This is a genomic window from Microbacterium altimontanum (assembly GCF_058349865.2).
Genome location: NZ_JBYRJB020000005.1, coordinates 304109 through 326808, shown reverse-complemented (window position 1 = coordinate 326808; position 22700 = coordinate 304109). Strand labels below are relative to the sequence as shown.

Below are 22700 nucleotides of genomic sequence, written 5' to 3'. Positions count from 1 at the left end.
CGCGGAGCGTCAGAGCGCCCAGACGAACGTCCACGTGCCGGCTGCCACGGCGAGGGCGGCGGATGCGGCGGCCACCGCCAGCGCGATCAGCAGCAGCACGCCATCCCGCGGCCGCAGCCGCGACGGTCGCGCCCACGTGCGGGCGACGGGTGCGCCGAAGCCGCGCGCCTCCATCGCCGTGGCGAGCTTCGTGCCGCGGCGGATCGCAAGGACGAACAGGGCGAACGACTGCCCGAGGAACCGACGCACCCGCCCGGCGTCGGCCACTCCGCGGGCGCGGCGTGCGAGCGACAGCTCCCGCCAATCCTCGACGAGCAGGCCGACGAGCCGCAGTCCGGCGAGGCCGCCGAGCACGAATCGGGCGGGGAGCCGGAGGATCTGCGAGAGGCCGTCGGCGAGGTCGGTCGGATCGGTGGTCGACAGCAGCACGACGGCCGGCAGCGCGATGGCCAGCACGCGCAGCAGGATGGCGAGGGCGAGCTGCAGCGAGCCGTCGCTCACGTGCACGAGCCCCCACTGCAGGTACGTCTGCCCGGACGGCCGGCCGTAGAGCACCGTCACCACGGCGCCGAGCACCGCGGCCAGCAGCAGGGGCCACGACCGCAGCCACAGCGTGCGTGCGCTCAGCCCGGTGAACGGCATGAGCGCGAGCACGCAGACGAGCGTCACTCCGGCCGAGACCGGGTCGATCGACAGCAGCAGCGTGACCGTCACGACGAGGGTCGCGCCGAGCTTCGCGACCGGGTTGAACGAGGCGACCCGCGCCGTCGGGTCGGCGGCGAGCACGCTCATCGGCTCGTCCCCACGACGGCGACGCCGCCGAGCCGCAGCTCTCGGTCGGCGAGCGCGTCGACGAGGTCGCGGTCGTGCGTGACGAAGACCACGGCGGTCCCGGCATCCCGCACCTCGTCGATCAGGTCGGCGAGCTCGCGCCATGTGCGGGCGTCCTGCCCGTAGGTCGGCTCGTCCAGCACGAGCACGCGCGGCCGGGTCGCGAGAGCCGCGGCCACGGTGAGCCGCCGCTTCTCGCCTCCCGACAGGGTGAAGGGGTTCACCCCGGCGAGCCGTGCGAGCCGCAGCCGTTCGAGTAGCGGGTCGACGACAGCGGCCACCTCTGCGTCGCCGTGTCCGAGGGCCCTCGGCCCCACGGCGAGCTCGTCGCGCACGCGCGCGGTGAGCAGTTGATGCTCGGGCTCCTGGAACACCATCCCGATGCGGCTGAGCAGCTCGCGGGAGCGCCACCGCGTCGGATCGGCGGCCTTGAGCCCTGCCCGCAGCTCCTCGGTGGCGGCGAGGCGTCCCGCGGCCGGTTCGAGCAGGCCGGCGAGCGTCATCGCGAGCGTCGACTTGCCGGCGCCGTTCGGCCCGGTCACGGCGAGCGCGCGCCCCGTCTCGACGCGGGTGGCGATGCCGGATGCGGCAGCCTGCGCCGTGCGGGAGCCGAACGGCCGCCGCCCCACCGCGAGATCCTGCGTCTCGAGCAGCGCCGGCGCGGGTCCGACCCGGTGCGGGCGGGGCGAGCGCCACGGCGCGGCGCCCGGCACCCAGACGCCGGCGGTCGACAGCGCCGCCGCGTGCCGGCCGAACACGTCGTCGGGCGTGCCGTCGGCGATGAGTCCCTCGTCGCCGAGCACGATCACGCGGTCCATCTGCGCCGCCCAGAGGTCGACGCGGTGCTCGACCACGACGAGCGTGGCTCCCCGAGCGGCGGCGAGCACGGCGTCCCGCACCTCGACCGCCCCCTCCGGGTCGAGGTTCGCCGTCGGCTCGTCGAGCAGCACGAGCCCCGGACGCATCGCGAGCACACCCGCGAGGGCGAGCCGCTGCTTCTGCCCGCCGGAGAGCTTCGCGGTGGGATGCTCGCGGGGAAGCGCCAGCCCGACCGCGTCGAGCGACGCATCCACTCGCCGCCAGATCTCATCGCGCGCCACGCCGAGGTTCTCGCACGCGAAGGCGACGTCGTCGCCGACCCGCGCGAGGACGACCTGCGCGTCGGGGTCCTGCAGCACGAGCCCGACCCGTCCGCGGGCGCCGGCCGGCGGCATCCCGTCGACCCGCAGGGTTCCTGCCTCGTCGCCGTCCTCGGCATCGCCGAGCACTCCGGCGAGCCCGCGCAGCAGCGTGCTCTTGCCGGCGCCGCTCGCTCCCAGCAGCAGCACGCGCTGACCGGCGGGGATGTCGAGGTCGAGCCCGCTCAGCGCCCAGCGGCGGCGGCCGGCATGGCGCCAGCCCCAGCCCCGGGCGGCGACCGAGGCGGGGCGAAGCGACGCGTCTGCCACGGCGGGCCCTAGGCCGCGTCGGGGTCGTCGGCCTCGCGGGCGCGCGCTTCGCGCCCCGCGCCGAACCTGTCGAGCGCGCCGGTGGCCGCGAGCGCCCGCACGATGAGCCACGACACGAATCCCGCGATCACGATGCCCGAGACGATGGCCGAGGCGAAGTAGATCGCGCGGAAGCCGAACGACTGCGCGGCGATCGAGCTGAAGTTCGTGTCGAGGATCGCCGTGGAGAGCCCTGCCACCGCCCCCGAGACGAGCGCGCCGACCAGCTTCCAGTTGCCGTACAGCAGCAGCGCGAAGCCGAGCTCCGCGCCGATCCCCTCGACGACGCCCCAGAGGAACGTCAACGGGCCCCACTGCGTCCCGACCGCCATCGAGACGACGGAGGCGACGATCTCGGTGTAGAGCGCGGCGCCCGGCTTGCGGATCACGAGGCCGCCGAGGACCCCGGCGAACAGCCAGCCGCCGGCGAGCAGCCCCTCGAGGCCGGGCAGGAACGCGAGGCCGGTCGACAGCGGCGTCCACGCCTGACCCCAGACCCAGAAGATGACGCCCGCCGCGACACCGATGACACTGGCGACGACGATGTCGACGACGCGCCAGCGGTGACGGCGGACGGATGCGGCAGCCTGCGGCTGCGCGGACACGGATGTGTGCATGATGCTCCCTTCCTGCGCTGGCATGACCCAGATCAGGTTCGACGGTCGAAGCGTGTTCGCTTCCTCTCAGCCCGGCACACCGGACTCCCGTGGTTTGCCGATGAGTATAGTCGCCGGTCGGGTACCGTGGGCTGGTGAGCACCGCCGATTCGACGCCCGACCAGCCGGTCGACGCGCCGACGCCGGCGATGGGCGCAGCGCCGGCGTCGACGGAGAGCGGCACTGCGACGGCGGACGCCGCGCCCCCGCTGGAGGACGCGGATCCGGGCGCACTCGAGGTCGAGCCGCCGACCGCTCAGACCATGACGTCCACGGCGACATCGCAGGCCGCGCTCGACTGGTGGGACGGCGGCACGCTCTCGGCGGTGCACGCCTCGACGAGCACGACCGCGACGCCACAGCCGTCGCTCGACGTCACCACGACCCTCGTGCCGGCCACCGTGCCGCTGCTCGCCGGTCTTCCACGGCGCTCGCCGCTGCGCGCCGGCGTGCTCGTGCCGATCGGGATCGTCGTCCTGCTGATCGCGGCGTACTGCACGAGTGCCGCGGTGTGGCCGCTCACCTCGGTCGCCCCGACCGTTGCCGCGAGCAGGATCGCCCCGATCGCGGCGCCCGCCGCATCCGTCACCTGGCCGAAGGCCGGCTCGGCGGCCGTCGGTGTCGACGGCGTGGGGGCCACGACCGCCTCGGCCACCGAAGCCGTCACCATGGCGAGCATCACGAAGGTCGTGACCGCGCTCCTCGTGCTCGACGAGATGCCGCTCAAGGTCGGCGAGCAGGGGCCCGAGTACCGCTTCACCTACCGCGACCGCGACGAGTACTGGCAGTTCCTGCGGCGCAACGAATCGGCGCTCGACGTGCCGGCCGGCGGCGCTCTCACGCAGTACCAACTGCTGGAGGGCATGCTGCTGGGCTCGGCCGGCAACTACGCCGCGCGGCTCGCGTGGAACATCTGGCCGAACAACGAGGTGTTCTCATCGGCCGCCGAGAAGTGGCTGACCGCCCATGGCGTGACCGGCATCCGGATCAGCGACCCGACCGGAATCGATCCCGGCAACGTCGCGACGCCCGCCGCCCTCGTGCAGCTCGCGGAGCTCGCAATGAGCGACCCGGTGATCGCCGAGATCGTGGCGAAGAAGTCCGTCGAGCTGCCCGGCGCCGGCACGGTGAAGAACACGAACACACTCATCGGCGACGCCGGCGTCATCGGGCTGAAGACGGGGACGCTCGACGGGTACAACCTCCTCGTCGCGAAGGACGTGACGGTCGGGTCGACGACGGTGCGGGTCGATGCGGTGACGCTGCACCAGCCGAACGAGAAGACCCGCACCGCCGCCACGCGCGCCCTGCTCGCGCAGGTCACGGCGCAGCTGCAGAACTCCCCCGCGCTCGCCGCCGGCACCCGCGTCGGCACCGTGCAGACCGCCTGGGGCGAGACCGTGCCGGTGGTGACCGCCGAGCCGGCGCAGGTCGTGCTGTGGAACGGAGCGACGGCGACGACGACCGCGAAGCTCGCGCTCGGCGACGAGTGGGACAAGGGCACCGCAGCGGGCACGGTGACCGCCACCGGTCCCGTGAACGCCACCACGGTCACGGCGACGCTCGCCCGGGACGTCGAGGGTCCTGACTTCTGGTGGCGGGCGACGCATCCGCTCGACCTGCTCGGCGTCAACTGACGCTGACGACGCCGCGGCGCTCCGCCCGCGGGTAGGTGGAGCGCACGGTCTCCGTCAGGCGAAGCGGACGGTCTGGTTCAGCCGGGTGCGGACGTCGAAGATCTCGTTGCCGCCGATCTCCCGTGCACCGGCGACGCCGCGGCGGAGCACTGTCGCGAGCGCGCTGCGAGCGCAGAGGACGGTCCGCGTGCCGCGGATCTTGCCGAGCTCCTCGATCGGCTGCAGCACATCGTCGTCGGGCACCACGACGATCGCCGCACCGAACCGCACCCGCGCGGCGCGGGACACGGTGCGCATTCCCGCGATGAGGTCGGCGATCGGCGTGCCGACGACGCCGTCGCCGACGAGCTCCCCGCGGCGCACCTGCACCGGTCCGCCGGAGTCCTCGGAGAGGATGCCGTACAGTCCGCTCGGGGCGAGGACGATGTGGTCGATCTTGTCGTCAGGCCCCGCGCCCGCCGCCACGTCGTGCCAGACGGTGTAGCCCATGCCGAGGTCGGCCACGATGCGGGCAGTCGCCTCCTCCGCGAGGGCGTCGGCGAGCAGCCGCCGGATCTCGACCGGGGCCGAGCGCACGAGGGCCGGGTCGTACGGGTCGGGCAGGTCGACTCCCCGGCCCGCCCATTCCCGGATCAGGGTGAGGAACTGCTCGCGCCGCCGACCGCCGGGCTGTCCTTGCGAGCGGGCGCGCGGACGCGTGTCGCGGGGAGCGCTCCGTGCGCGCCATCCGCTCCACTCCGCGGCGCTTCCCTCCGTCGCCGCGTGCCGACCGAAGCCGTGGCCCCGGTCGTACGCCGCCCGCGCGTCGGCAGTGCCGATGAGCTCCCAGGCCCGCTGCACCTGAACGAAGTGCGCGGCGTCGCCGCCGGTGTCGGGATGCGTCTGCCGCAGCCGCAGGCGATACGCCTTGCGCAGGGACTCGTCCGTGGCTTCGGGGTCGACCCCCAGCACGTCGTATGCCGAGGCCGACAGCGGACTGTCGAACACCACGCCTCCTCTGCACCGGACCGGGACCAGAGTAGCCGGTCCGGTGCAGGGGACTTCTCAGCGCGTCACTGCATGTGGATCGGCTCACCCCCGGCCGTGACCGTGATGTCGTTGCGCGACAGGGTCGGCGAGTCCGGACCCTGTGCCCAGATGCCGTAGAACTCGTTCGTGATCGCGTTGCGGGTCACGACGGTGTTCATGTTCATCTGACCGAGGTCGGCCGGGATCAGCCGCGAGTCGACCACGACGCCCATGGTCGCCGGTGCGGTCAGCCAGCCGTTGCCCGAGAGCTCGTTGCGCTCGACGGTCACGTTCTTCGTCATCGAGCCGGGTGCCGCAGCGTGCACGATGACGCCGCCCTCACCCGAGTCCGTGACGGAGTTGCGGCTGATCGTGATGTCGCTGACGACGCTGTCCGCGCCGTTGCTCTGCGCCACGATGCCACCCACGTCGGGACCGGTGGGACCGAACGGGGTCGCGCCCTGCCGGATCGTGTTCCGCGTCACGGTGACGTGGTCGGTCGTGTTGCCGGCGTTGAACGCGGAGACGACGATCGCGCAGCCCGCGTAGTTCGACCACAGCGTGTTCCTCTGCACCGTGACGTCCGTGACCGGGATGTTCTCCGGATACGTCGGCAGCCCGACGACGCGGCCGGGGTCGAACGGCCCGTTGTCCATGATGCCGATGCCACCGCGGCCGTTGTTCCACACGGTGTTCTGGCTGATGGTGGAGTGCGAGACCCCGAACAGGCTGATCGCGAACGCCTGGTCCAGCTGCCCCTCCACCGGAGGCGTTCCCGGAGGGTTGGGCGCCGCGGGTGCGTGGAAGCCGTTGCCGGTGACAGTGGACCTGCCGACCACGAGGTTCCGCGTGTTCTCGGCGAGAATGCCGGCGGCGTTCGCGCCGGTCACCGTGACCCGGTCGATCGTGACGTTCGGGACATCCACGTAGATGCCGACGTCGCATCCCGTCGCGTTGACGGTCCGTTGCGAGATGGTCTGCCCCGCGGTGGCGACGACGGCGGCAGTGAAACCGGAATCCCCCGCCGTCCGACAACCGGTGTCGGCCACCGCCGCCCCCGCGCCGATGATCCCCAGGGCGCCGACGGTCGCCGCGGCGGCGACCCCGCCGAGCGCCCGCATTCCCCAGTTGGATGACATCTTCATCAGTCCCTCTTTCGTTGTTGCCCGATGTGTCGACACCGGCTGGGCCGTGGCGACGTAGGCGATCAACGTGGGCGTCGGAGAGCGACCGTGCGCTGAGCGCAGTCGTCGATGTCCCTGCTGCGCGAACGACGCGAAGTCCCAGGAACGGAATCCCCAGAGCGCGCACCCCAGAGCGCAGACATCTGGAGTGTAGACCCGAGCCAGGCCCGGGCGATAGGGGCGGCCCTCCGATCAGTCCCAGAGCGGGACGGGCGGCGTGTGCGCGAAGGCAGACCCCAGCGTCTCGCGCGAGACCTCGGCGATGTCGGACGGCTGCCAGCGAGGGTTGCGGTCCTTGTCGACGAGCTGCGCGCGGATGCCCTCGACGAGATCGGGCTGGGTCTGACCGAACCAGAGCACCAGCCGGTACTCCTGCTCGAGATCGGCGCGCAGGTCGGGCAGCTCGCGGGCGCGCCGCACGGCCTCGAGGGTGACGGCCATCCCCGTGGGCGACAACCGGCTCATGGCGTCGGCGGTGGCGGATGCGTCGGCCTCCGGCCGCGCACGGAGCCGCTCGATGATCTGGGCGACGGTGTCGGCGCTGAACGCATCGTCGATCCATTCGCGGGCGGATTCGAGCTTCGATGGGGCCGGGGTCTCGTCGAAGAGGAGGACGATGCCGGTCGGGGTGGGCGGGTCGGCGCGGGTCTCGAGCGCTTCGCGGAGGTCATCGAGGCGCTCGGAGGGCACGTAGTGGTCGGCGAAGCCGGCGTAGATCGCATCGGAGCCGTCCATCGTGGCTCCGGTGAGGCCGAGGTACTCGCCGATGCGGCCCGGTGCCCTGCCGAGGAGCCAGGTGCCGCCGACGTCGGGGGTGAAGCCGATGCGGGTCTCGGGCATCGCGAGCTTGGAGCGCTCGGTGACGATGCGGATCGCGGCGTGCCCGGCGAGCCCGATGCCGCCGCCCATCGTGATGCCGTCGGCGAGCGCGACGATGGTCTTCGGGTACTCGGCGATGCGGGCGTTGAGCGCGTACTCGGCGCGGAAGAACACGGTGGTGTCCTCCGCGTGCCCGGCGGTGATCTGATCGTAGAGGCTCCGCACATCCCCGCCCGCGCACAGGCCGCGGTCACCGGCGCCGTCGAGCACGACGAGTTCGACGTCGGGGTCGTCCTCCCACTCGTCGAGGATCGCGGCGATCCGCCTGATCATGTCGGTGTCGAGCGCGTTGATCGCGCGGGGACGGTCGAGGGTGATGCGTCCGAGCCCGCCACGGGAGCGGGCGATGACGGTGGGCTCTGCGGCGGGCGACTCTGTCACCCTCGCAACGTTACCCGGGTCGCCCGAGTCGGGCGTCTCCGGACGAGCGGCTGCGGCCGTGTGGGGCGACACGGAGGGCCGATCGTGGCGCGGACCCGCATCCGGCGGCGGTTTTCCGCAAAGATAGGGAAGACACTGCCCGCGAGGACGAGAGGTTCGGCATGCCCGAAGGACAGGTGCTGGAGTTCGCTGGGCTCTCGAAGCGATTCGGCTCGGTCGTCGCGGTCGACGGATTCTCCGCCCGCGTCGAGCCGGGAGTCGTCACGGGCTTCCTCGGCCCGAACGGCGCCGGCAAGACGACGACGCTCCGGATGCTGCTCGGCCTCGTGCGCCCCTCGGCGGGGCACGTCACGATCGGCGGCGTCCCCTACGCGAAGCTCCGCCGGCCGATGCAGGAGGTCGGCGCGGTGCTCGAAGCGGCGAGCTTCCACCCCGGCCGCACCGCCGCCAACCACCTCAAGGTCTACGCCCGCGCGGCCGGGCTCCCCTCCTCGCGCGTCGACGAGGCGCTCGGCGCCGTCGGGCTCGCGGATGTCGGCGGACGCAAGGTCGGCGGGTTCTCGCTCGGAATGCGCCAGCGGCTCGGCCTCGCTGTGGCACTCCTCGGCGACCCCGGGGTGCTCGTGCTCGACGAGCCGGCGAACGGTCTCGACCCCGAGGGCATCACCTGGATGCGTGGGCTGCTGCGCGAGCTGGCGCATCAGGGCCGTACGGTGCTCGTCTCCTCCCATCTGCTGGCCGAGGTGCAGCAGACCGTCGACCGGCTGCTGATCATCTCGCAGGGCCGACTCGTGTTCCAGGGCGATCTCGATGAGCTGTCCGACCCCTCCGAGTCGGCGACCGTCGTCGATTCCGCCGACCGAGCCGCGCTTGCGGCGGCTCTGCAGTCCGCCGGCATCGCCGCCGAGCTGCTGCGCTCGGGACTCACGGTGCGCGGCGCCGACCCCGCCACCGTCGGACGTGTCGCCGCCGACGGCGGCATCCCCCTGACTCTGCTGCACAAGCGCGGACCGGCGCTCGAGGAGGTCTTCTTCGACCTCGTCAACGGTCTCCGCGTCCACCCGTCCGCACAAGCGGCGCCCGGTGACGCCGTGGCGACGGCTGCTGCGGCTGCTCTCGAGGTCGAGGACGAGACGACGGATGCTGCTGCCCCCGCAGCGGAGGAGTCCGGCGCCGGCACACCTGCGGCAGACGTCGCGGAGCCGGGCGCGGAGGCGGCGGTCGCCTCAGCGGCGAGACCCGAAGAGGCAGAGGCCGTCGCGGCGGAGCCCGAAGAGGCAGAGGCCGTCGCGGTGGAGCCCCAAGAGGCGGGGCCCGGGACCGCCTCGGCCGAAGACACTGCGGAGTCCGACGAATCGGCGGCCACAGCTCCCGCGGACGAAGCGATCGAGGACGCCGACACGGCGGCCCGGAGCGGGTCCGCCGAATCGGAGACCGCGGGTACCGCCGAGATCGCGGATGAGCTCGAGGCGAGCGCCGGCGCCGCCCCCGCTGCCGCCGGGACCGCGGCCTTCGCCGTCGCGGCGACGGGCGTCATCGACATCGTTCCACCCGAAGACCTGGAGCCGACGACCGCGACCACGCAGGCGGACGCCGCCGGCGGATCGGAAGAGGCAGCCGGGTCCGAAGCGGCATCAGAAGTGTCTGCCGACACGGAAGCGGCCACCGACGAGGGCATTGCGGTGACCGCAGACGAGGGCCGTGGCGCGACCGACGACATCGCGGACTCACCCGAGCAGGCGGAAGAGGACGACTGGCGCCACGAGGAGAAGACGGAGGCCGACGTGGCCGCCGACGCGTTCTTCCACCTCTATGACGGGACGGCCCCCGACGCCGACGAACCGTCTGCTGCTCCGCAGGCCGACGCATCCGCCGGCGAGACGTCCGCCGCCGCGGGCGACGCATCCGCAGACACATCCGCACCCGACGGCGACGCATCCGCCACCGAGCCCTCCGCACCACAGGGCGGCGACGTGGCCGACACCGACGCATCCGTCGCATCGGCAACGCCGGAAGACAGCGGATCGCACGCCGAACCGGAGGGCACCGCCCCGGAAGCATCCGACGACGAGGGAGGTGACCGGCGATGAGCCTTGCCGCAGCGACTCGTTCGGAGTCGACCAAGCTGTTCACCACCGCGATGTGGTGGATCCTCGCGCTCGTCCTCGTGGTGTACGTCGGTGCGACCGCCGCCGGGCTGAGCTTCGTGCTCGGGGCATCCTCGACGGGGTCGCTGCCCGGGCAGTCGCAGGCGCCGCAGCTGCCCGCGTCGGGCATCGCGCCGGTGCTGTACAGCATCGCCGCGTCGATCGGCTATGTGTTCCCGCTGCTGATCGGCACCCTGATGGTGACGAGCGAGTTCCGGCACAAGACCCTCACGCCGACGTTCCTCGCGACGCCGCGCCGGGGCCTCGTGCTGTGGGCGAAGGTCGGCATCGGCGTCGTGATCGGCGTGATCTACGCGGTCCTCGCGCTCATCGCCGTGGTCGGGCCCGCAGCAGGCCTGCTCGCCGTCTTCGACCTCGACACCGAGCTCGGTGCCGCCGGCACGTGGGCCATGCTGGGCCGCATCGTCCTCGCCTTCGTGCTCTGGGTGCTCATCGGCATCGGCGTCGGGGCGCTCGTACGCAACCAGGTCGCGGCCGTCGTGATCGTGCTGGCGTTCACCCAGTTCGTCGAGCCGATCGGACGCGTCGCCGCGGCCTTCGTCGAGAACCTCGACAAGGTCACCGAGTACCTTCCGGGCGCCGCGAGCGACGCCCTCGTGGGGCAGAGCATCTACACGACGATGGGCCAGGCGAGCGGTGCCGCGCAGCTCGACTGGTGGGCCGGCGGACTCGTGCTGTTCGGCTACGCCGTCGTGCTCATCCTCATCGGGCACTTCGCCAGCTGGCGCCGCGACGTCGCCTGACCCGTCAGGCAGTAGGGGCGTCGGGGCGAGACTGTCGCGATTCGGTCGGTCGCGGCAGCGGTCACGCCGTCGCGGGTCGCGGCTTCGCCGCACGCGGTTTGCGGGCCGGCCGGGCCACGATGTCGACGACATCCACCGGCTCGTCGCCGGTGTCCATGCGCAGCGCCTTCACGAGTGCCACGCCATGACGGGTCGTGACGATCACCCGCTGGAACTCCTCGTGCCCCTCGAGATCGATCACGACGCTCGGCCGGCGTCGCCGGATCAGCGCGAAATCGCGCGCTCCGGCCGATTTCCACGTGCCCATCGCGACGGTCGAGGGGATGAACGTGCCGGGATCCGGAACACCGCGCAGCCACGTCCACGCGTCGTCGGTGAGCTGCACCTTGACGATGTGCGAGCGTTCGATCGTGACGTTCTGCTTCCGCAAGGACAGGGCGTGCTCGGTGAAGGAGAGCACCACCTCGAGCTGACCCGAGTCGAGCAGCAGCGTCACCATGCCTCCAGTGTGCCAGCGTCGGCGCACGGATACCGGACGTTTTGCTCACAGTGCCGCAACGATCGGCCCGAACCTCGAGCCGGTGACAGACTGGAACGGTGACGCTGATCGAGCCCGCTCCCTCACGCGACCTCCCCACCGCCCCCGCCGCTCTGGAGGCCGCCGCATCCGGGGCGCGGCTCGACGCCGCGCATGCGGAGGCCCTGCTGCGCGTCGACGGCAGCGACCTCACGACGCTGCTCGAGCTCGCCGCATCCCTGCGCGACGAGGGCCTCGCCGCTGCCGGACGGCCCGGCGTGATCACGTACTCCCGCAAGGCATTCGTGCCGCTGACCACGCTGTGCCGCGACCGCTGTCACTACTGCGTCTTCGTCGACTCGCCGGGGCAGCTCGCGAAGCTCCATAAGCCGCTGTACATGTCCGAGGAGCAGGTGCTCGCCGTCGTGCGACGCGCGCAGGCCCTCGGGTGCAAGGAGGCGCTGCTCACCCTCGGCGATCGTCCCGAGGAGCGCTGGCCACAGGCGCGCGACTGGCTGCACGCGCACGGCTACTCCTCGACGCTCGACTACGTCGGGGCGATGGCCCGGCTGATCACGGCCGAGACCGGGATGCTCGCGCACCTCAACCCCGGGGTGATGACGCGGGCCGAGCTCGACGTGCTGCGCCCGACGGCGCCGTCGATGGGCATGATGCTCGAGACCACGTCGCGCCGCCTGTTCGAGGAGCCCGGCCAGGTGCACCACGGCTCGCCCGACAAGGACCCGACGGTGCGGCTGCAGGTCATCGAGGACGCGGGTGCGGCCCGCATCCCGTTCACCACAGGCATCCTCGTCGGCATCGGCGAGACGCTGCGCGACCGCGCCGAATCGCTCATCGCGCTCCGCGACGCGCAGGAGAGGCACGGCCACGTGCAGGAGGTGATCGTGCAGAACTTCCGCGCGAAGCCGGGGACGGCGATGCGGGATGCGGCCGACGCCGACCTGCGCGAGTACATCGCCGCGATCGCCGTGGCACGGATCGTGATGGGGGCCCGGATGCGGATCCAGGTGCCGCCGAACCTCTCCGACCCCGACGAGCTCGACCTGCTCGTGCGGGCGGGAATCGACGACTGGGGCGGTGTGTCGCCGTTGACGGCCGATCACGTGAACCCGGAGCGCCCCTGGCCGCACCTCGACGACCTCGCCGCGCAGACGGCTGCCGCGGGTTTCGAGCTGCGCGAGCGCCTCACCGCCCATCCCGAGTTCGTGCGCGACGCCGCGACCTGGATCGATCCCGCGCTGCACGACGCCGTCGCGGTGCTGGCCGACCCCGAGACGGGACTCGCCCAGAGCGGCGATCGGTCGTTGAGCGAGCGCAGCGAGCCGAAACGACCTCATCCGGAGGGGGGTCGCCTCGACCCGGTCGCTGCGCTCCCTCGGTCGACGACGGGCGGCGACACATCCGCTGTCGGCGTCGCAGAAGCAGGCTCGGACGCGCCGGACGACGCCGCAGAGGACGATCGAGGCCGATCCAGCCTGCTTCTGCAGCGAGCGACCGGCGGCACGCCCAGGGCCGGGAGCACCGACCCGGCTGCTCGGCGCCTCGCGCAGGCTGCGGCATCCGACCCCCTCGCCCTCGGCGACGACGACTGGGAGCTGCTGCTGCGCGCCACCGGCACGGGCCTCGAAGCGCTCGTGCAGGCTGCCGATGACGTGCGCCGGTACACCGTCGGCGAGGCGGTGAGCATCGTCGTGAACCGCAACCTCACGACGACGGGCTTCCGCACCGCGCCCGACGACGATCCGACGACGTTCACGATCGACGATGTCGCGTTGATCGCCGCCGACGCCCGGGAGCTCGGAGCCACAGAGCTCTGCATCCAGGGGCGGCTGCCGGCAGCGGTCGATCCCGGCGCATACCTCGACATCGTCCGCGCGGCGAAGACCGCGGCGCCCGACCTGCATGTGCACGCGTACCGGCCGCAGGACGTCTGGGACCTGGCCGACCGCGCCGGGCTTCACCTCGACGACGCACTCGCGGCGATGCGTGCGGTGGGCGTCGACACCGTCCCCGGCACCGGTGTGAAGGTCCTCAGCGAACGGGTGCGCGCGCTCGTCGCCCCCGACGACCTCGCGATCGACCGGTGGATCGAGGGCATCGCGGCCGCCCATCGCGCCGGCTTCTCGTCGACGAGCGTGCTGTTCTACGGCCACGTCGAGACCGCCGCCGAGCGCATCGCGCACCTGCGCGCGCTGCGCGGCATCCAGTCGTCGACCGGCGGGTTCCGCGAGTTCGTGCCGATCCCGCTGCCGGGCGAGGCGGGTGGCGTGCCGCTCGTGCCGGGTCGAGCCCCGATCGACGAGCACCGCGCGATGGTCGCGGTCTCGCGGCTGCTGCTCTCGGGCGCCATCAGCCACATCCAGATCCCGTGGCCGCGCGTCGGGACGGATGCCGCGCGCGCGCTGCTGCAGTCGGGCGGCGACGACCTCGGCGGCACACTGCTCGACGGCCGGGTGCGCGCCCGGGCCGGGGTCGAGTACGGACGAGAGCTGCCGCTGGCGGATGCCGCGACCGTCGCGGCGCACCTGTTCCGGCCGTTCCGCCAGCGCACCACCGACTACCGCGAAGTGCCGTCCGGCCGGAAGGCGGGGCTGCGATGAACCGACGCTCCCCGCGCGAGCGCAGCGAGTCGAAGGGCCGAAGGCACGTGGCGTCCGCACTTCGACTCGGTCGCGCTGCGCGCGCCCTCGCTCAGGGACCTGACCGGGTGCGCATCCGCGCTCGGCGGCCCGACGGCACGTCGAAGGTGGCGCCGTGACGCATGCGGAGGTCGCCGTCGTCGGCGCCGGGTTCGCCGGACTCGCCGCCGTCATGGCGCTGCGCGCACGCGGCATCGACGATGTGCTCGTGCTCGAGCGCGCAGCATCCGTCGGCGGCACCTGGCGCGACAACACGTACCCGGGCGTCGCCTGCGACGTGCCGAGCCACCTCTACGCGTTCGAGAACCACCCGGACCCCGGCTGGTCGGGCGTGTTCGCGCGCGGCGACGAGATCCGCTCCTACCTCGAGCGTGTCGCCGCCGGCGAGCGGATCGCGCCGTGGCTGCGCACGCCGGTGCTCGACGCGACGTGGGATGCGTCGGCCGACCTCTGGCGCCTCCGCACCGGCGGCGAGCATGCCGGCGAGATCACGGCGGCCGCGCTCATCCTCGCCTGCGGGCGGCTGACCGAGCCGCGCATCCCCGACATCCCCGGCCTCGAGACCTTCCCCGGACCGCTCTTCCACACCGCGCGCTGGGACCACGGTGCCGACCTCGACGGCGCCCGCGTCGCCGTCGTCGGCACCGGCGCGTCGGCCGTGCAGCTCGTGCCGCAGCTCGCTCGGCGCAGCCGGGTCACGCTCTTCCAGCGCACGCCGGCGTGGATCGTCCCGCGCGACGACCGCGCCTACTCCCCCGACGAACGCGCACGCTTCGCCGCACGACCCGACGAGCTCGCGCGCCTGCGCGCCACGCTGTACGCCGAAGGCGAGGCCCGGTACGCCTCGCGTTCGGGGGATCAGGATGCGGCGGCCGCCGCGCGCTCCGTCGCCCTCGAGCACCTCGCCGCGCAGGTTCCGGATGCGACGCTGCGCGCGGCACTGACCCCGGACTACGCGTTCGGGTGCAAGCGCGTGCTGCTCTCGGACACCTTCTATCCCGCGCTGAGCTCCGGCGCCGCGCAGCTCGAGGCATCCGCCCTCACCGCCGTCGAGGGGTCCACTCTCGTCTCGGGCAGCGGAGCGCGACACGACGCCGACGCGCTCGTGCTGGCGACCGGCTTCCACTCGACACGGCAGCCGTACGCCGAGCTCGTCCACGGTGAGACCCAGACGCTCGCCGAGCACTGGTCGAACGGGATGACGTCGTTCGCCTCCACGGTCGTCGCCGGCTTTCCGAACATGTTCGTGCTCGACGGTCCCAACGCCTCCCTCGGCCACAATTCGTCGGTGCTCATGATGGAGGCACAGGCGGCGTACGCGGCGCGCACCCTCGCCGAACGTGACGGGGTGCTGCGCGTGGACCCGGCGGCCGAGGCGGCGTACACCGCCGAGATCGACGCGGCTGCGGCATCCACCCCCTGGGTCGCCGGCGGCTGCCGCAATTGGTACGTCGACGAGCGATCGAGCCGGCTGACCCTGCTGTGGCCGGGCACGGTCGATGCCTTCCGCGCGCGGCTGGCCGACGCATCCGGTTTCCTTCCCACGAGAATCGAGAGAGGCACACGATGACACTGCGGTTCGGGTACAAGGCGTCCAGCGAGCAGTTCGGGCCGACCGACCTGCTGCGGTTCGGGGTGCTGGCAGAGGAGATGGGCTTCGACTCGGTCTTCCTCTCCGACCACTTCCAGCCGTGGATGCACGAGGGCGGGCACGCTCCGGCCGCGCTGCCGTGGCTCGGGGCGCTCGGGGCGCGTACCGAGCGGGTGCTGATCGGCACCTCCGTGCTGACGCCGACGTTCCGCTACCACCCGGCCGTGATCGCCCAGGCCTTCGCGACGCTGGGCGTGATGTATCCCGAGCGCGTGATCCTCGGCGTCGGCACCGGGGAGGCGCTGAACGAGGTGACGCTCGGGCTCGAGTGGCCGGACTCGCCGGAGCGCTTCCAGCGGCTGAAGGAGGCGATCACGCTCATCCGCGAGCTGTGGCGCGGCGAGCGCGTGAGCTTCGACGGACGGTTCTGGTCGGTCGACGACGCGACGATCTACGACCGGCCCGAGCGGGAGGTGCCGATCTACATCGGTGCGTCGGGCCCGGCCGCGACCCGGCTCGCCGGCCGCATCGCCGACGGCTACATCACCACGAGCGGCAAGGACCCCGCCCTGTACACCGACACGCTGCTGCCGGCGCTGGAGGAGGGGCTCGAGAAGGCCGGGCGGGATGCCGACGAGGTCGACACGCTCCTGGAGGTCAAGGTCTCGTACCACCCCGACCACGACACCGCGCTGGAGAAGACGCGGTTCTGGGCGCCGCTCGCGCTGACGCCCGAGGAGAAGCGCGACGTGCACGACCCGATCGAGATGCAGCGGCGCGCCGCCGAGCTGCCGATCGAGCGCGTGGCGTCCCGGTTCATCGTGTCGACCGATCCCGACGAGCACGTCGAGAAGATCGGCCGGTACATCGACCTCGGGTTCCGGCACCTGGTGTTCCACGATCCCGGCGCCGACCAGGAGGAGTTCCTGCGCATGTACGGCGCCGAGATTCTGCCGCGGCTGCGCGCGAAGTACGGCGCGTGACGGGCGCGTCACCGTCGCCTGGCCCGCAACAACTCAGGCTGAGCGCGGCCGCGACGGCTACGAAGGGCCGGAATCACGCGGAGCCCGCGCCGGCGGCTGACGCCGAACCTGCGTCGTTGCCGGCGCCCGAGGCCGACGCTGAGACTGCGTCGTTGCGCGCGCCGGACGCCGAGCCTGAGTCGCTGCCGGGGTGGACGGTCGTCATCCCGGTCAAACGGACGACGCACGGCAAGTCGCGACTGGCCGCCGCGCCCGTCGATCGGGCCGAGCTCGCCCATGCGATCGCGCTCGACACGATCGAGGCGGCTGCCGGCGTGTGCGCCGTCGTGGTCGTGACCGACGACGCCGAGCTCGCGGCCGCCGCCCAGGCGATCGGCGCGCGGGCGGTCCCCGAGGGTGAGCCGCGGGGGCTGAACGCCGCAATCGCGACCGGCGTCGCGGCTGCTGCAGCGCCGCACCGGGCCGCGCTGCTCGGCGACCTCCCGGCGCTCCGCCCGGAGGACCTTGCCGCGGCGCTGCGGGCGGCGGAGTCGGTGGACAGGGCCGTCGTGCCCGACGCGGAGGGCACCGGCTCCACCCTCGTCACGGCCCGCACCGGCGTCGAGTGGGCGTCGGCGTTCGGTCCGGACTCGCTGGCCCGCCACGTCGCGCTGGGCTACCGCATCCTCGAGGTGCCGGATGCGTCGAGCCTGCGCCGCGATGTCGACACGCCCGCGCAGCTGGGCGCCGCCGCCGAGCTCGGGCTCGGCCGACGGACCGCCGCCCTGTACGCCGCCGCAGTCCGCGCCGCGCTCTGAACCCCCTCCTCGGGCTGTTCCCCTGTCGCAAATCGACCTCCTCATGCGTCGGGAAGGTCGATTTACGACAGGTGAGCGGTCCCCGCGGGCTCGGGTGAGCGGCGCCGGCCGGCGTCGATCACGTTGCCCCTCCCGGCGTCCCGGGGCGCGCCTCTGCGTTCGGGGCGCGTCTCTGCGGACGTGCGTGCAGGAACGCGCCCCGAACCAGCGCCGCGACGCCCGTGAACTCCCCGGCACCGGCCGGGCGGCGGCCCCGGCGTTCGGGGCGCGTCTCTGCGTTCGGGGCGCGTCTCTGCGTTCGGGGCGCGTCTCTGCAGACGTTCGTGCAGGAATGCGCCCCGAACCAGCCCCCGCCGCCCGAAGCCCCGACGCCCGCGTCAGGCGTGGAGCGCGGCGTCGGCGATCGCGGCCGACGCCGCGACATCCGTCATCCACAGCGGCGCCACGACAGGACGGATGCCGAGGCCCTCGACCACCGGCGCGAGAGCGGCGTCCTCCTCGGCCACGACCCAGGCGTCGAGCAGCCCGCCGTCCGACCGGGCGCCATAGTGCGCGGCGACCGCATCGGCTGCGGTGCGCACGCCGATCGCGGTCAAGCAGACGTCTGCCATGCCGCGGACGACCTTGCCGCCGATGACCCCCGAAACGCCGACGACGCGAGCCGGCGTGGTCCGCAGCGCCTCGCGCACCCCCGGCACGGCGAGGATCGGCCCGATCGACACGACGGGATTCGACGGCGCCAGCAGCACCACATCGGCGGCGTGGATCGCCTCGACCACTCCCGGTGCCGGCCGCACCTCGGCGATGCCGGGGTTCTCGAACGCGACGGGTGCCAGCGCCGCGCGGTGCCGCGTCCACCACTCCTGGAAGTGCATCGTCCGGTCGGCCAGCACCACGTGCGTGTCGACCTCGCTGTCGGTCATCGGCAGCAGCCGCACACCGAGCGGCCACCGCGCCGACAGGCGCTCCACCACCTGCGACACCGTCATCCCGTCACGCAGCCAGCCGGTGCGCGCAAGGTGGGTGCCGAGGTCGAGGTCGCCGAGCGTGAACCACGGCCATCCCGCGCCCCACGCCTGCAGCTCGGCGTTCACGCGTTCGGTGTCGCCGGCACGCCCCCAGCCGCGCTCGGTGTCGTTCTGATCGGCCAGGGCGTACAGGATCGAGTCGACGTCGGGCTGCAGCCGCACGCCCGACAGCCACAGGTCGTCGCCGGTGTTCACCACCACGGTGGCCTCGTCCGCGGCTGCCCGGGCCAGCGCCGCGCGCACACCGAGCGTGAACTTCGCGCCGCCCACGCCTCCGGCGAGGACGACGACGCGGGGGGATGTCACAGCCGGCGCCGGATCAGAAGTGGAACTCGTCGGTCGCGTGCGGCAGCGGGAACTGCGACACCGCCGCGATGAGCGCGTCGACGGTCTGATGCGGTGCGACGACGTCCACGCTGAGCCCGGCCTTGCGGGCATCCTTCGCGGTGCGCGGACCGATCGCCGCCACCAGCGTGCCCTCGGGGATCTCGGGGAACTGCTCGCGCACCTGCTGCGCCACCGAGCCGCTCGTGACGAGGATCGCGTTGATGCGGCCGTTCGCGACGTCGCGGGCGATCCGCTCCGTCACCGGCACCCCGACCGTGCGGTAGGCGACGACGGAGCGGACGTCGTGGCCGGCGGCGATCAGCCGCTTCGTGAGCACCGGCTTGGCGATCTCGCTGCGCAGCGTCAGCACGCGGCGCGGCTCCGGCTCCCGGGCGATGAGCTCCTCGGCCATCCCGGCGGCGGAGTTGTCCTTGTCGGGCACGAGGTCGACGCGATAGCCCACGGCCTGCAGCGCGGCCGCCGTGGTCTCGCCCACGGCCGCGACCTTCGTGGTGGCCGGGATCACGGCCCGGTACGCGAACAGCACGTCCACCGTGGTGGCGCTCGTCAGGGTCACCCAGTCGAAGGCGCCGGCGGCGAGATCGGCGATCGCCTTCTCGAGCGTCGTCAGATCTTCGGTGGGAGCGAAGTTGATGAGGGGCGCCACGACCGGCACCGCTCCCTGCGCGCGCAGCGTCGCCGCGACTCCGTCACCCCAGGGGCCGCCGCGCGGCACGAGCACGCGCCATCCGTCGAGGGGCTTGCCTGCTGCGGTGTCTGCGGGATGCGTTGAGTTCATAGGTGTGGTGTTCGGTTCGGCTTCGGGTGTGCACGTCGGCCGCTCCGTTCGAGCAGCCGACAGGCTTCGATCCCGGCGCACGAAGTGCGCGGTTCGGGTTCGCGCCGTCGGCAGCACTCGCACCATTGCCACTGCCTAACCTCCGAGCATACCCCGCCCCGAGCGATGAGGACTGTGCCCGCCCTACAAACCTCGGCGGGCTCCGGATGCCGCGGCCCGGCGGCACGCCACAATCAGCGGCTGAACCGCCATGGCTCGGGCGCCACCGTCGACGCACGGGCCGCCGCACTCGCGAGTCACGGCAGTCGCGCGCGAGCAACCGCGTTGTCGCCGCGACCGGGCTCACCGCGATGCGACCACGCTCAGCCCGCGAGGCCGCGCGCTGCGCGCGCTCAGCGCGTGTACAGCCGCACGAGCCCCCACACCGTCAAGCCGACCGCGGCAGCGACGCCGGCCACCGCGACGATCGCCAGGCCCGGGTTCTTCCGCGAGAAGGCCCGGGCATCGGCGATGCCGCGCTCGGTCGCGCGCGTGACCCGCTTGGGGACGTTCGCCTTCTCCTCGATCGCGGCGAGGGCCGCCTTCAGCTCGGCACGGGCCCTCTCGACGGGATCGTCGATGCCCAGCGGCACGGCGGTGCGCGGAACGGGGACGGGGGTCTCAGAACTCATCGGCGGCTTCCTTCACGATCCTCACGTCTTCGGCGACGGCCTTGCCCGGGTTCTCTCGCGAGGTCAGGCGCTTGAACCGCAGCACGCCGAGCACGACGAACACCGCGGCGATCACGAGCAGGATCCCGAAGACCACGAGCGCCGAGAGCCACACCGGCCACCACGACGAGAGGCCGGCGATGAAGAAGGTGCCGAGCGCGGGCACCGACCAGAACAGGAAGAACAGCGCGACGACCATCCAGCCGGCGCCGAATCCGGCGTCCTTCGCCGTCTTGGCGACCCAGGTCTTCGCCGCCGCGACCTCCGCCACGACGAGGTTGCGGATGAGCTCCGGCAGCTCGCCGATGAGCGTGAGCAGCCCCTCGTCGGAGCGGTCGCGGAAACCGCGTGGCGTCGTCATCGTCAGCTCCCGTCGCGGGCGGCGTCTTCCGCCGCGTCGACGGCCTCGTCCACCGCGCGCGCCACATCGCCCGCCGAACTCTTGCCCGCTTGCACCGCGGCATCGAACCGGTCACCGGCGCTGCCGCGCGACGCGGCGGCCTTCGTGACCTTGACGGCGCCGTCCCAGAGCGCGGTGGGCACCGCCATCGCGGCGGTCTTGCCGAACGCCTTGGCCTTGTCGACCTGCTTCTGCACGGGTGGGAGGTTCCAGATCTTCTCGGCCTGCACCTTGATCTGCTCGTAGCGCTCGCGGCCCGCGCGCGTGCCCAGCACGTATCCCGCGGCCAGTCCGATCACCAGTCCGACTTTGCCTCGCATCGGGTCTCCTCACCTTGTCGACTTCCCCCAGGGTAACGCTGTATGCCGTTTCCGGCATCCACCCTTCCGACCACGGTCAGGACGCGGTATCCTCCCCGAACAGCGCGCGCCGGCGGAGCCGATCGGCTGCGGCCACGGCATCGGGGACGACCTGCGCGAGCCCGCTTCCGGCCAGCCATGCGCCGGTCGCCGCGAGCCGCGGCGTCGCCTCGATGGCGTTGCGCGCGCGCTCTGCCAGCGCGCGGCGACCCGTCATCGCGCGCGACGGCGCGAGCGTGAACCGCGCACGGTCGAAGCCCCGCACGGCGCCCGCATCGATCTCGACACCGAGCAGAGCGGATGCCTCGGCCCGCGCGAACTCCGCCGCCTCGGCGTCGGCCATCCCGGCCGTGGCGGGCCGAACGCCCGGGCCGCCGAACATGACGCGCACGGCGTGGTGCCCGGCTCGGGCTGTCCCCCACTTCGCGGTCAGGTGCAGCACGCTCGCGGCCGCCCGCGTGCCCGGCATCGCGAGCACCTCGGCGCCCCGGGGGCCATCGTCGAGGGCCGGCGACTCCACGACCAGGGTCACCGTCTCGAGGGGCGTCCCGGCGGGCTCGACCGGAGTGAGGGACCCGACGACGGGAGCGAGCAGTCGCCGTGCCTGCGCCTCGGGGGTCGCGACCACCACCGCGTCGAACACCTCGAGCTCCGAGCCGCCGGTGCTCGTGTCGAACTCGGCGTCGGGAGTGTGCACGACCCAGGCGTCGCCGCCGGCCGACTCGAGGCCCGAGACGGCCGACCCGGTGCGCACGTCAGCGCCGAGCTCCCCCAGGCGCACGGCTAGAGCGTCGACGAGCTGCGACATCCCGCCCTTCAGCGACCTGATCGCCGATCCCGCGGGACGCTCCGCCCGGAGCATCGCGACGGCTCCCGAGAGCGATCCGGCTCGAGTGAGCGCGGCGTTCAGCCCCGGCGCCGCGACGTCGACGTCGATCTCGCCGGGGAGTGCGCCGTAGACACCGGTCGTGACCGGTGTGACGAGACGGTCGAGCACCTTCTGCCCCATCCGGGTGCGCACGAGAGTGCCGAGGCTCCGCTCGTGCCCGATCGTCAGCGGCGGACGCAGCCGGTCGAGGTACGCCCGCCACATGCCGCCCGTGCCGAGGATCTCCCGCGTCGCGTCTCCGAACATGTTCTCGGGGATGCCGAGGACCGTGTCGTCGGGCAGCGGCGCAGCCTGCTGCGGACCGGGCAGACCGGCGATCCAGCGCGTCTCGGTCGCCGGAGCTGTGAGCGCGTCGCCGAGCCCGAGCGCGTCGACGAGTGGGGCGAGTTCGCCGCGAAGGGCAAGGCAGTCGGCGCCGGTGTCGACGCGCATGCCGTCGATCTCGACGGTGCGCACGGTGCCGCCGAGGCGATCGGATGCCTCGAACACCGTCACGTGCAGGCCGACCTTCGCGCACTCGAGCGCCGCGACGAGACCGGAGATGCCTCCGCCGATCACGGCGACGCGGACGCGTCCCGCCGCTCCGGCGAGCTCATCGAGGGGAACCGGATCAGGGTCGTCGACAGCCACGCATCCATCCTCCCATTCGCACGTTCACCGCACGAC

Annotated in this window: 20 protein-coding genes and 1 riboswitch; of the genes, 7 read left to right on the top strand and 13 right to left on the bottom strand. The window is 72.8% G+C overall.

Annotated features, from left to right (window positions below):
* Positions 1-9: 9 nt before the first annotated feature.
* The 3 genes from AC3RX1_RS11005 to AC3RX1_RS10995 all read right to left on the bottom strand — a co-directional run bounded on the left by AC3RX1_RS11005 (position 10) and on the right by AC3RX1_RS10995 (position 2935).
* A complete protein-coding gene (locus tag AC3RX1_RS11005) occupies positions 10-792 on the bottom strand; it encodes an energy-coupling factor transporter transmembrane component T family protein (protein WP_491501278.1) in 783 nt (260 codons plus the stop codon).
* Positions 789-2279, bottom strand: a complete 1491-nt coding sequence (locus AC3RX1_RS11000) for an ABC transporter ATP-binding protein (RefSeq protein WP_491501277.1) — start codon at positions 2277-2279, stop codon at positions 789-791. The genes AC3RX1_RS11005 and AC3RX1_RS11000 overlap by 4 nt, the downstream gene beginning before the upstream one ends.
* An 8-nt stretch (positions 2280-2287) precedes the next feature.
* Positions 2288-2935, bottom strand: coding sequence for an ECF transporter S component (locus AC3RX1_RS10995; RefSeq protein WP_491501276.1), 648 nt, complete (start codon positions 2933-2935; stop codon positions 2288-2290).
* A riboswitch (TPP riboswitch) is annotated at positions 2928-3036 on the bottom strand. Its footprint overlaps the gene before it by 8 nt.
* 33 nt (positions 3037-3069) lie before the next feature.
* Between AC3RX1_RS10995 and AC3RX1_RS10990 the strand changes: the two genes are divergently transcribed.
* Positions 3070-4611: a D-alanyl-D-alanine carboxypeptidase family protein gene (locus tag AC3RX1_RS10990; RefSeq protein ID WP_491501275.1), complete on the top strand. Its 1542-nt coding sequence runs from the start codon at positions 3070-3072 to the stop codon at positions 4609-4611.
* 54 nt (positions 4612-4665) lie between these two features.
* Here AC3RX1_RS10990 and AC3RX1_RS10985 read toward each other — a convergent pair whose 3' ends face one another.
* The 3 genes from AC3RX1_RS10985 to AC3RX1_RS10975 all read right to left on the bottom strand — a co-directional run bounded on the left by AC3RX1_RS10985 (position 4666) and on the right by AC3RX1_RS10975 (position 8063).
* Complete coding sequence (locus tag AC3RX1_RS10985; RefSeq protein WP_491501274.1) at positions 4666-5598, bottom strand: J domain-containing protein; 933 nt, start codon at positions 5596-5598, stop codon at positions 4666-4668.
* Positions 5599-5663: 65 nt separating this feature from the next.
* The gene (locus AC3RX1_RS10980) at positions 5664-6764 is read right to left on the bottom strand and encodes a right-handed parallel beta-helix repeat-containing protein (RefSeq protein ID WP_491501273.1); all 1101 of its coding nucleotides are present in this window, start codon (positions 6762-6764) and stop codon (positions 5664-5666) included.
* A gap of 231 nt (positions 6765-6995) precedes the next feature.
* Complete coding sequence (locus AC3RX1_RS10975) at positions 6996-8063, bottom strand: enoyl-CoA hydratase/isomerase family protein (RefSeq protein WP_491501272.1); 1068 nt, start codon at positions 8061-8063, stop codon at positions 6996-6998.
* Positions 8064-8224: 161 nt separating this feature from the next.
* Between AC3RX1_RS10975 and AC3RX1_RS10970 the strand changes: the two genes are divergently transcribed.
* Complete coding sequence (locus AC3RX1_RS10970; RefSeq protein WP_491501271.1) at positions 8225-10153, top strand: ABC transporter ATP-binding protein; 1929 nt, start codon at positions 8225-8227, stop codon at positions 10151-10153.
* Positions 10150-10974, top strand: coding sequence for an ABC transporter permease (locus AC3RX1_RS10965; RefSeq protein ID WP_491501270.1), 825 nt, complete (start codon positions 10150-10152; stop codon positions 10972-10974). Before AC3RX1_RS10970 ends, AC3RX1_RS10965 begins: the two co-directional genes overlap by 4 nt.
* A gap of 61 nt (positions 10975-11035) precedes the next feature.
* Here the strand turns inward: AC3RX1_RS10965 and AC3RX1_RS10960 are convergent, their stop codons facing one another.
* Complete coding sequence (locus tag AC3RX1_RS10960) at positions 11036-11473, bottom strand: hypothetical protein (protein ID WP_491501269.1); 438 nt, start codon at positions 11471-11473, stop codon at positions 11036-11038.
* A 98-nt stretch (positions 11474-11571) separates the two neighbouring features.
* Between AC3RX1_RS10960 and cofG the strand changes: the two genes are divergently transcribed.
* The 4 genes from cofG to cofC all read left to right on the top strand — a co-directional run bounded on the left by cofG (position 11572) and on the right by cofC (position 17522).
* Positions 11572-14112, top strand: a complete 2541-nt coding sequence (gene cofG / locus AC3RX1_RS10955; protein WP_491501268.1) for a 7,8-didemethyl-8-hydroxy-5-deazariboflavin synthase CofG — start codon at positions 11572-11574, stop codon at positions 14110-14112.
* A gap of 154 nt (positions 14113-14266) precedes the next feature.
* Complete coding sequence (locus AC3RX1_RS10950; protein WP_491501267.1) at positions 14267-15721, top strand: flavin-containing monooxygenase; 1455 nt, start codon at positions 14267-14269, stop codon at positions 15719-15721.
* Positions 15718-16725, top strand: a complete 1008-nt coding sequence (gene fgd, locus AC3RX1_RS10945; RefSeq protein WP_491501266.1) for a glucose-6-phosphate dehydrogenase (coenzyme-F420) — start codon at positions 15718-15720, stop codon at positions 16723-16725. The genes AC3RX1_RS10950 and fgd overlap by 4 nt, the downstream gene beginning before the upstream one ends.
* 152 nt (positions 16726-16877) lie before the next feature.
* Positions 16878-17522: a 2-phospho-L-lactate guanylyltransferase gene (gene cofC, locus AC3RX1_RS10940; RefSeq protein WP_491501265.1), complete on the top strand. Its 645-nt coding sequence runs from the start codon at positions 16878-16880 to the stop codon at positions 17520-17522.
* Positions 17523-17899: 377 nt separating this feature from the next.
* Here the strand turns inward: cofC and cofD are convergent, their stop codons facing one another.
* From cofD to hemG, 6 genes are all read right to left on the bottom strand, one after another.
* Positions 17900-18856: a 2-phospho-L-lactate transferase gene (cofD, locus tag AC3RX1_RS10935; RefSeq protein ID WP_491501264.1), complete on the bottom strand. Its 957-nt coding sequence runs from the start codon at positions 18854-18856 to the stop codon at positions 17900-17902.
* A gap of 13 nt (positions 18857-18869) precedes the next feature.
* Positions 18870-19676: a uroporphyrinogen-III synthase gene (locus AC3RX1_RS10930; protein WP_491501263.1), complete on the bottom strand. Its 807-nt coding sequence runs from the start codon at positions 19674-19676 to the stop codon at positions 18870-18872.
* Positions 19677-20068: 392 nt separating this feature from the next.
* Entirely contained in the window at positions 20069-20347 is a 279-nt protein-coding gene (locus AC3RX1_RS10925) for a hypothetical protein (protein WP_491501262.1), read from the bottom strand.
* Positions 20337-20747 (bottom strand): phage holin family protein, encoded by a 411-nt coding sequence (locus AC3RX1_RS10920; RefSeq protein ID WP_491501261.1) that lies wholly within the window; start codon positions 20745-20747, stop codon positions 20337-20339. Before AC3RX1_RS10920 ends, AC3RX1_RS10925 begins: the two co-directional genes overlap by 11 nt.
* A 2-nt stretch (positions 20748-20749) precedes the next feature.
* Positions 20750-21106, bottom strand: a complete 357-nt coding sequence (locus tag AC3RX1_RS10915) for a hypothetical protein (RefSeq protein ID WP_491501260.1) — start codon at positions 21104-21106, stop codon at positions 20750-20752.
* Positions 21107-21182: 76 nt separating this feature from the next.
* On the bottom strand, positions 21183-22664 hold the full coding sequence (gene hemG / locus AC3RX1_RS10910; protein WP_491501259.1) for a protoporphyrinogen oxidase: 1482 nt from the start codon (positions 22662-22664) through the stop codon (positions 21183-21185).
* Between the last annotated feature and the right edge of the window lie 36 nt (positions 22665-22700).